At 32.4% G+C, this 9,524-nt stretch carries 7 protein-coding genes; all 7 read left to right on the top strand.

What is annotated here, in order from left to right:
- The first annotated feature begins 169 nt into the window (after window positions 1-169).
- The gene (gene galE / locus COX95_01835) at window positions 170-1,162 is read left to right on the top strand and encodes a UDP-glucose 4-epimerase GalE (GenBank protein PIZ86226.1); all 993 of its coding nucleotides are present in this window, start codon (window positions 170-172) and stop codon (window positions 1,160-1,162) included.
- Window positions 1,159-2,640 carry a hypothetical protein gene (locus COX95_01830; GenBank protein PIZ86225.1) on the top strand — a complete coding sequence of 494 codons (1,482 nt, stop codon included), beginning with the start codon at window positions 1,159-1,161 and terminating at the stop codon, window positions 2,638-2,640. The genes galE and COX95_01830 overlap by 4 nt, the downstream gene beginning before the upstream one ends.
- Window positions 2,633-3,817: a hypothetical protein gene (locus tag COX95_01825; protein ID PIZ86224.1), complete on the top strand. Its 1,185-nt coding sequence runs from the start codon at window positions 2,633-2,635 to the stop codon at window positions 3,815-3,817. The genes COX95_01830 and COX95_01825 overlap by 8 nt, the downstream gene beginning before the upstream one ends.
- Window positions 3,817-4,953 (top strand): hypothetical protein, encoded by a 1,137-nt coding sequence (locus tag COX95_01820; protein PIZ86223.1) that lies wholly within the window; start codon window positions 3,817-3,819, stop codon window positions 4,951-4,953. The genes COX95_01825 and COX95_01820 overlap by 1 nt, the downstream gene beginning before the upstream one ends.
- Window positions 4,954-6,159 (top strand): hypothetical protein, encoded by a 1,206-nt coding sequence (locus COX95_01815; protein PIZ86222.1) that lies wholly within the window; start codon window positions 4,954-4,956, stop codon window positions 6,157-6,159.
- A complete protein-coding gene (locus COX95_01810) occupies window positions 6,128-6,982 on the top strand; it encodes a hypothetical protein (protein ID PIZ86221.1) in 855 nt (284 codons plus the stop codon). Before COX95_01815 ends, COX95_01810 begins: the two co-directional genes overlap by 32 nt.
- A gap of 168 nt (window positions 6,983-7,150) precedes the next feature.
- On the top strand, window positions 7,151-9,524 hold a 2,374-nt coding region (locus COX95_01805; GenBank protein ID PIZ86220.1), incomplete at its 3' end, for a hypothetical protein.

Below are 9,524 nucleotides of genomic sequence, written 5' to 3'. Positions count from 1 at the left end.
AACTCTGGGTATCTTCCTACTACAAGAATACCTTAAACAACGAGGCTAAAGTAGGGAATTGGGCTTCAGGATACTATAATTCTCATTAGAAAAAAGATTAACCAGTAAGCAGGCTGCTTTTTAAAAGTAGCTTTTTTTGATATTATGAAGAAGTTAAACAAGGAAGCTTATGAAAAATATTTTAATAACAGGTGGCGCTGGTTATATAGGTAGCCATACTGTCAGGGAACTAAAAAAGCAAAAATTTAATCCTCTAGTACTAGATAATTTGTCTAAGGGGCATAAAAAATCAATTAAGGGGATAGAATTTGTTAAAGGTGATTTATTAAATAAAGTGTTTCTTGATAGATTATTTAAAAAAAGAAAGATAGACGCAGTCGTCCATTTTGCCGGGTCTATTGAAGTTGGTGAATCAGTGGTAAACCCTAGTAAATTCTACTGGAATAATGTTGTTGGCAGTATTAATCTTTTCGATTCAATGATACAGAACAAAGTATTTAATTTAGTTTTTTCCTCAAGCGCCGCCGTATATGGTAATCTAATAAAAACTCCTATTCAAGAAGATGATATTAAAAAACCTACTAATCCATATGGTTGTACAAAACTGATAATTGAACAGATATTAGATAATTATGATAAAGCTTATAATCTTAAAAGTGTCTGTTTAAGATATTTTAATGCAGCTGGTGCTGATAAAGCAGGAGATATCGGTGAAGATCATGATCCGGAAACACATCTTATTCCAAGAGTTATTTTTTCTTTATTGGGAAAGGTGCGAAAACTAGAAATATTCGGCGATGACTATAAAACAAAGGACGGTACTTGTGTTAGAGATTATATTCATGTTGCTGATTTGGCAAGGGCGCATGTTTTAGCTCTCAATTTTTTAAAGAAAGAAAAAAAATCCGATAGATTTAATTTAGGTACAGAAAAAGGATTTTCAAACAAACAAGTTTTAGAAGCAGTTGAAAAAGTTACAGGGCAAAAGGTTAATTATAAAATATCAAAAAGAAGAGAAGGTGATCCAGCTATATTAGTTGCAAGCAATAAAAAGGCAAAAAAAATTCTAAATTGGAATTTAACTGAATCATCGTTAGAGAATATTATCAAAAGCGCATGGAGCTGGCATAAAAATAATCCAAAGGGATTTGGAGAAAAATGACTCTTACTAGAAAAGTTGCTTATAATACAATAGTTCAAATTATTGGGAAGATTGTAACAACGACTTTTTCTCTGGCACTGGTTGTTGTCTTAACAAATTATCTTGGTGTTGTAGGTTATGGTGAATATACAACTATATTTGCATACGTCGGGTTTTTTAGTGTGTTTGCAGACCTCGGTCTTTATATGATTTCAGTTAGGGAAATATCTAAAAATGAAAACGATACCGAAAAAATTGTTGGTAATCTTTTAATTATTCGGATAACGTTAGCCGCCATAATTTTTTCGTCTGCCGCTATAATTTCTTTATTTATGCCATATTCAGTGACAGTAAAGAATGGCATTATACTAGCATCAGTAGCGATAGCTTTTGTTACCATAACTCAAGCTTTTACTACAATATTTCAAGCAAAGCTTAAAATGCACTTTTTTGTTATCACAGATATTATAGGAAGGTTATCTGTTTTGGGCTTAACCTTATTTTTTATCCAAGCTCAAAAGGGAGTAGTATATGTTGTTTTAGCTTATATATTGGGTGATCTAATTAATTTAATAATAGCTTTCTTTTTAGCTAATCGATTAGTAAAAATCAGGCCTCAATTTGATTGGGCAATTAGTAAAAAGCTTCTTCAATATTCTATCCCTTTGGGGATTGCCGGGATATTAGGGATGATTCAATTTAAAATAGATACTTTGTTTTTATCTTTCCTACCATTAAAAGGAGGTCTTTCTAATATGCATGAAGTGGGGATTTATGGAGTATCATATAAAATTGTTGAAGTTCTTGTTACTTTTCCATCTATGTTTATCGGCTCAGTTTTCCCTATTTTATCTAACTATTTAAGTAATAATAACGAAAAAGCTAAAGATGTTTTTCAAAAAGCTCTTGATTTTTTAATCATTGTGGCCTTGCCTATGATAGTCGGTACGCTTATTCTTTCTCCTAAAATAATAACGACAATTAGTGGCTCTTCTTTTATATTAGCGAGTAATGCCTTAAGGATATTAATATTTGCGGTTGCCTTTTCCTTTATTGGGAATCTTTTCTCCCATGTAATAATTTCTGCTAATCTGCAAAAAAAACTTATTTATGTAACGCTGTCTGCAAGTATTTTTAATATTATTACTAATTTAATATTTATTCCTTATTTTTCTTACATGGCTGCTGCTATAAATACAGTTATTACAGAATTATTAATAGTAATACTAACATTCAGAATAATTTACAAAAATATGGGCATTAAGCCATCTTATAAGTTATTGTCCAGAGCTTTATTAGCTAGCGTTTTTATGGGCGCTTTTGTTTTTTTTATAGATAAACTAGTAAGTGGTTTTTGGCCAAAAGAAAAGCTATATCAGTTAATAATATTTTTAATAATAGTGGTGTTATCTGTTTTAATATATTTCTTTTTCGCTTATTTACTTAGGGCAATTTCAAAAGAAGATGTAAAAAAAATATTTATTTCAAAAAATGAGTAACATAAAAGTTTTAGCAATTGAAAATACTACTGGTTTTGGGGGAGCCGAAATTCAATTAGGATTATTGGCCGAAGGTTTAAACAATAATGGAATCTATTTCCATGTATTATCTAATGAGAAAAAGCTAAAAGAATTTTTAGATGAAAAAGGAGTTGATAGTACTCTTATAGATTTTTCTATTTACGAGATGAGCAACAAGAAAAACTTTATTTTTTCTTTTTTAAAATGGTCTTTTTATATTAGTAAATTTAAGAAAATATTGGAAAAATTTAGAGACGAAAAAGGCATTAATACAATTTATATTGCTTCTTTTAATGAGAGAATATTTTTATCCAGCTTGATTAAAAAAATGGGATTTAAGTTAGTTTGGATGGAGCACGCGGATTTATATGATTGGGCGCATTCTAAAAATCCCCTACCTATGATTTTTTACAAAAACGCCGCTGAAAAAGTTGATAAAGTTATAAGTCCATCAAGCGCCGGAAGAAACAGCGTTATAAATGATGCTAAAGTTAAGCCTGATAAGGCAATTATTGTTTTGAATGGAATACCTTTAGTGAGTCGGGATTCCTTAAAAGAATATAGAAATAAGGGGATAGAAATTAGAGCTAAATTAAACTTAGAAAATAAATTTTTAATAAGTTCTCTTTCACGTCTTTCGCCTGAAAAAGGACAAGAATATTTACTTAAAGCTATAAAAAATTTGAAAGACAAAGGTTTTAATATCTATTGTTTGATTATGGGAAAAGGACCCAGTAAAAAAAGTCTAGTTAATCTTTGTAACGAATTGAATTTAGCGGAACAAGTAAATTTTTTAGGATTTGTTTCGGACAAAGAGAAGTTGGCGATTCTTTCCGCTTCCGACGTTTTTTGTTTCCCTTCTGTTTGGCAAATGGAAGGCTTTGGTTTGGTTTCGGCCGAGGCCATGATGATGAACACCCCGGTTATTGCTTCAAGGGTGGGGGGTATTCCGGATGTTATAAGAGATAAAGAAAACGGAATTCTTGTAGAGCCCAAGAATGTCGAGCAATTATCAGATAAAATTGAATTAATATATCGGGACATTAAATTGCGAATAAAGTTAGCGGAAAAAGGCAGAGAATATGTTGAAAAAATATTTAACGCCGATAGGATGGTTAGAGAAACAAAGAAAATATTAGAGGAAGTATTAGATTAATGGAAAAAACTAAAATAGCTTTTATTTCAAATCCGGTATCAATAGGTGGGGGGGAAATTTATTTAAAATCTCTTGCTTCCGCAATAAGTGAAAACCAAGAAGTTTTGGTTGTTACGGGATCTGGTCAGTTAGAAAAACTTCTTTCCAAGTTGAATATAAAGGTCAAAAGAATTTGGTTGGGTCCTCTAGTGACTAGTAAATTTAATTTAATATTACACTACCTAGTCCAATATGTTTTAAGCCCAATATTTTTTAAAGAGTTCCTAAGATTAAAAAAAGAGGGATACACTTTAGTTCATATTCAAACATTAGACGAACAAGTTGCTTTTTCAAGGTTAGCAAAAAAAGCCGGCTTAAGGGTAATATGGACAACACATGGACCAATCAGAAAAGGTACTAGTTTTTTTTGGCATATCCCCCAAAATTATTATTTAAAAGCAGCCCGATATGCTGATAAGATTATAGCGGTGTCCGGTAGCACTAAGAGTTCGCTTCTAGATTTAGGAATAGATAAAAGTAAAATTGATGTTGTTTATAACGGCGTTGATTCTAACAGGCTTCAAACCGAAAGAGACAAAAAAGAAATAAAACATTCTTTCGGGATTCCAAATGATAATAAAGTTGTCACTTTCAATGGAAGATTAGAACCTATCAAGGGTCCGGATCTTTTTATAGAAGCCATATCAAAAGTTTCTTTGCTCAACACTTCTTTTGTTTTAGTAAGCGAGGGGAGTATGTTAAAAGAGCTTAAGCAAAGAGTGCAGGATTTAGGTATATCAAAAAAAATATTTTTTTTAGGATATCAAGAATATATAGGGGAAGTGTACTCAATAACCGATTTATTGGTTATACCGTCCAGGCACGAAGGTTTTAGTTTAACAGCATTGGAAGCGATGATGCGCGGTATTCCTATAATTGCTGCAAGGGTAGGTGCTTTGCCGGAAATTATAAAGGAAAATAATACAGGGCTTTTTTTTGATAAAGAGAATATTGATATGCTAGCCAAAACAATAGAGCAATTGTCAAACAATGAAGAGTTAAGAAAAAAAATCGGCAATAATGCAAAAGAGTATGCGATAAATAATTTTTCTTTTGATAAAATGGTTGAAGAGACATTAAAGGTTTACGGAGAATAGATGAAAAAAATTGCGATTATTACAACCGATATTCCAAGTAAAACTGGCAGCGGTTATAAAATGAGATGTTATTATATTGCAAGAGCCTTATCAAAAAGTTTTGCCGTTGATATTTTTTCACTATCAGATAATGATCAAAATAAGGCAACTAACCTTGATTTTGTAAATCATATCGAGATTTGTAATTACCATCCTATAGAAGAGAATAAGCTAATCTGGTTTATAAATAGACTTATAAGGCTTTTGTTTTTTTCAAAACCCGCGGGCGCTGTAAGAACATATAATAACAATTTTATTGATAAGATAGTTAGCGCTCATAAAAATAATAAGTATGATATTGTTTTGGCTGAAGGCATATGGATGAGTCAATATTTTAATTTTTTTCCGGGTACAAAAAAAGTTATAGATAACCATAATATAGAAACAGTTCTCTATAAAAGAGAATTAAAAATACTGCTTGGTTTTAAGAAAATTGTTAAATGGATTGATTGGTTATTTAAGCTTAGTGTTTTTGAAAAAATCAAGAATCAAGAAAGCGACCTTTCGATTGTTACCTCTAATAATGACAAATCATTTTTAGAAAAAATGATTGGCCAAGATAGAAATATAAAGGTAATAGAGAATGTGGTTGATTTTTCTTCTTCTGATAAAAAATATATAAATCCGATCAGCAAAGATTATATACTTTTTGCAGGGCTACTAAGCTACTTTCCTAACGAAGACGGTATATTATGGTTTGGTAATAAAATCTGGCCTAAATTAAAAGGAAATTTTCAGGATTTAAGTCTTGTTATTGTTGGTGCAAATCCAACAGCGAAAATCAAGAAAATTTTTGCTAACGATAAGAATGTAGTTATTACGGGTTTTGTTGATAATATAGATGAATACCGGCAAAATGCCTTAATCGAAATTGTACCGTTGCGCTTAGGTGGAGGCACCAGGTTTAAAATTCTTGAGGCGTTGGCTTTTGGCATTCCAGTGGTTTCTACTTCAATCGGTGCAGAGGGACTTGATATTAAAGAAGGCGAAATTTTTATAGAAGATGAGCCAGAAAGTTTTTTTAGGGCCATTGAACAATTAATGAACAATAAAGGACTTAGAGAAGAAATGTCTTTTAAAGGATTAAAAGTTATTAAAAATAAATATAACTTTGATAGTATTTCTTTAGAGACTAATGATATTTTTAAGGAATTATCAAATGATTAGTATAATAATACCTTCCTTGAAAGGTGATACAAACGAATTAGAGAAAGAGTTAAAAAATATTTCTATTAATCAAGAGATAGAAATAATAGTGATCAAAAATGTATCTCCGGTAGCTAAAGCTAGAAATCAAGGAGCAGTTCAATCTAAGGGTGACATATTAATTTTTTTAGATGATGATATAGAATTTTCTAGCACTGAGCTTATAGATAAGATCTCAGAGACAATATTAAAAGAATTAACCTCTGGGGTTGTAGGTGTCGGTCTGATGCTGCCCAAAAATGCAACGTGGTTTGAAAAAAGGTTAGCTAAAGAAATTAATAGAATAGAAATTATTCCACCTAAAGATTTAACTCAAACAGATGATGGTATCACTGGTGTATGTTTTGGAATAAAAAAAGAAACATTCTTAGAAATAGGTGGATTTAATGAAGAATTAGTATCAGGAGAAGATCCAGAATTTTTTTATCGTCTAACAAAACGAGGCCTTAAAAATTATCTTTTACCAAGCATGTATGTTTATCATCATGCGCCAAAAAATATCCCCGGTCTTATCAAAAAATTTTATTGGTATGGAAAAGGTCATTACCAATCTAGGCATCTGCATCCTGAATGGGGTATTGGTCTTAAGATAGAAAATTCTTCCCAAGCCATTCTATATGTTTTAATAAGAACCTTATTATTACCAGTGCATTTTTTTATTGATTCTAGTTTTAAAACTAAAAAAATAACAGTTTCTTTTAGACCTTTTAGGGCTATTTCAAGCTATGCAGCTGTCTGGGGATATACAAGAGCATTTTTTAATCATCAATCGAATAATATCTAGCTTTACTCAGTACTAACTTCAAAAAGTTATTTTTCTTTTCTGCAAATTAATTAAGCGATGCTTTCTTATGTCTATTATTTTTAGAGAAAAGATTGTTATCAAGGTTAGTGTGGGGTTTACATAGACGTTATTTATTCCTAGAATAGAAGTAATAAGAGGTACTTGCTCATGTTTTTTAATTTGAATAAATTACAGAAATTTATTGTTCGGATTGTTTTGTTCACTTTTATAGTGCAAATCCTGTCTTATGCTTTATTTGCATTAGAGCCGGTAAGTAAAAAAAGCACCGTAAGGGCAGCAGGTATAGACGGTTTTGGGGTAAATGCGCATATTAAGCAGCGCTATTATAATGAGAAAGCAACTGCTTTTTCTAAAATGACTACTGCTGGAGTTCAGACTGCTAGGGAACAATTTATTTGGGGTGATATTGAAATATCAAATAATAATTGGGTATATACTCAATATGATCAATTGGCCCAGGACTATGATACTAATAGTATTTCTCCATTAGGACTATTAGCCTATGGTACTGATTGGGCCAGTACTTATCCAGGACAGTCTGACTCAGATATGTATCTACCAAATCTTGACGCATGGGCAGATTTTGTCCAACATACTGTTGAACGTTATGACGGGGACGGAAATAGTGACGTACCAGGTGGATATGTAATTAGTGATTGGGAAATGTGGAATGAGCCGAACCATTCTGGTTACTTTAAGCTCGCACCTGGTACAAATCCTAATAATACATATTATTGGTATGGACAATTACTTAAAAGGGGTTATCAGGCTGCAAAAGCAGCTAATCCGAATGCAAATGTTGTTTTTGGCGGTACGTCCGGATCTGATGTATCTTTTATAAAAAATGTAGTTGATCAATCAGGGGGGGTTTATTTTGACACTATGGCTATACATCCTTATAGAGATTTTGGTAAACCAGAGGAATTTAAAACCGGACAAGATACGCTTCAGTATCAGTTGGGTCAGGTAATTTCGTTAGCAAAAAATTATGGGAATAAACCAATATGGCTTACAGAAATAGGCTGGAGCACCGATGTTCCCGGACTAACAGAAACAATAAAAGCCAATTACCTTGCACGAACCTTCCAGATTGCTCTATCTATGCCTTTAGTACAGAAAATATTTATATATGATTTAAAAGATGCGGGTGACGGTTTTGGTTTAATAAACAGTTCTTGGTCTAACAAAACTTCATATAGTACTTATCAGACTTTAATTTCTAAATTAAGTGGAGGATCTTTTAGTGGTCGTGAGGATGTGGTTTCCCAAACTACCATTGATGATGTAGAAAGCGGAGGGATAAATTGGAACGTTTTAAGATTTAATTCTGCTACAGGTAATGTTAGCAGGGTTTCGGATCATTATTCTGGTTCGGCCGGTTTAAAAATTGAATATAATCATGATAATTCATCAAATGCTTATACGTATCTTTATAAGCCCGTTTCTATAGGCAGCGGAAATCCAATCATTAGTATGGCTTTAAAAGGAACGAATGATTTTAATATGGTTATTAGGGTTAGGCTTCGTGATGCCACAGGAGAAGTTTTTCAAGGTATCGCCTCAAGATCTCCATATAATGAATGGCAATACGTTACTGCAAACTTTAATGATGCTGATCAAAGAGCTGTGCATTGGGATGGAAATAATGATGGTGTGCTGGATGGCAATATCACTTTTGAAGGCATTATTTTAGATAAAAATGAATCAATCGGATCCAATGGTTTAATCTATCTTGATGATGTTAAATATTTTCATGACAGTAATTATCTTCAAAAATATATATTTACCAATAATAATCACAACATAACTTGTTTGTGGGCTGCATCAGGCAACGTAACTCAAAGTGTCAATGTTGGTTCAAGTCAGATTGCTTTAACATCAAGAGATGGTTCTATAAGTTATCCTAGCGCTCCCGGCGGAGTATTAAGTCATAATTTTTCTGAGAGTATAGCTTATGTTGAACCTACTTATTCTTCAAGTTTCCAATCTAAAAGTAATGCTTCTACTATAGTAATGAATGAGGGCGATTCTCCCTCAGATGTTTGGCTAAAATTTACTAATACAGGTTTAGCTAATTGGTATGGTACTGGTAGTGGCAGTAACCCAAAAGTAATTTTAAAAACTGATAACTCCCTGGGAAGATCAAGTGCTTTCTCTCATTCATCGTGGTATCACGAATCTGATCAACCAGCAATGTTAGATGAGTCAACCGTTGCCCCAGGTGCAGTAGGAACATTTTCTTTTACTCTAGGCGTTCCATCAGGAGCAACAGCCGGTGTTTATAGGGAAAGGTTTAGACCTATTGCAGATGGAACCAGTGATATGAATAGTGTTAGTGATGCCTATTTAGATGTTGCTTATATCCCCACAGTATCGTCCGCTTCAGAGCTTAATAACTTAGTAGACCCTAGAACTAATCCTTCAGGATACGGATTTTGGTGGGATTATGGAATACCAAATAATACTATTTATAGAGATTGGTTTTTTACCCAGGTAGTTCCTAATAATTCTTATCTATATT

The sequence above is a fragment of the bacterium CG_4_10_14_0_2_um_filter_33_32 genome, assembly GCA_002792735.1.
GTDB lineage: Bacteria > Patescibacteriota > CPR2_A > CG2-30-33-46 > CG2-30-33-46 > CG2-30-33-46.
The sequence above is the reverse complement of the archived record's forward strand: the minus strand, read 5'-3'. Positions and strand labels throughout refer to the sequence as shown.

What these genes read in the sequence shown, in the direction of transcription:
- galE (PIZ86226.1), top strand. Translation starts at nt 170, where the DNA reads ATGAAAAATATTTTAATAACAGGTGGCGCTGGTTATATAGGTAGCCAT.
- COX95_01830 (PIZ86225.1), top strand. Translation starts at nt 1,159, where the DNA reads ATGACTCTTACTAGAAAAGTTGCTTATAATACAATAGTTCAAATTATT.
- COX95_01825 (PIZ86224.1), top strand. Translation starts at nt 2,633, where the DNA reads ATGAGTAACATAAAAGTTTTAGCAATTGAAAATACTACTGGTTTTGGG.
- COX95_01820 (PIZ86223.1), top strand. Translation starts at nt 3,817, where the DNA reads ATGGAAAAAACTAAAATAGCTTTTATTTCAAATCCGGTATCAATAGGT.
- COX95_01815 (PIZ86222.1), top strand. Translation starts at nt 4,954, where the DNA reads ATGAAAAAAATTGCGATTATTACAACCGATATTCCAAGTAAAACTGGC.
- COX95_01810 (PIZ86221.1), top strand. Translation starts at nt 6,128, where the DNA reads ATGATATTTTTAAGGAATTATCAAATGATTAGTATAATAATACCTTCC.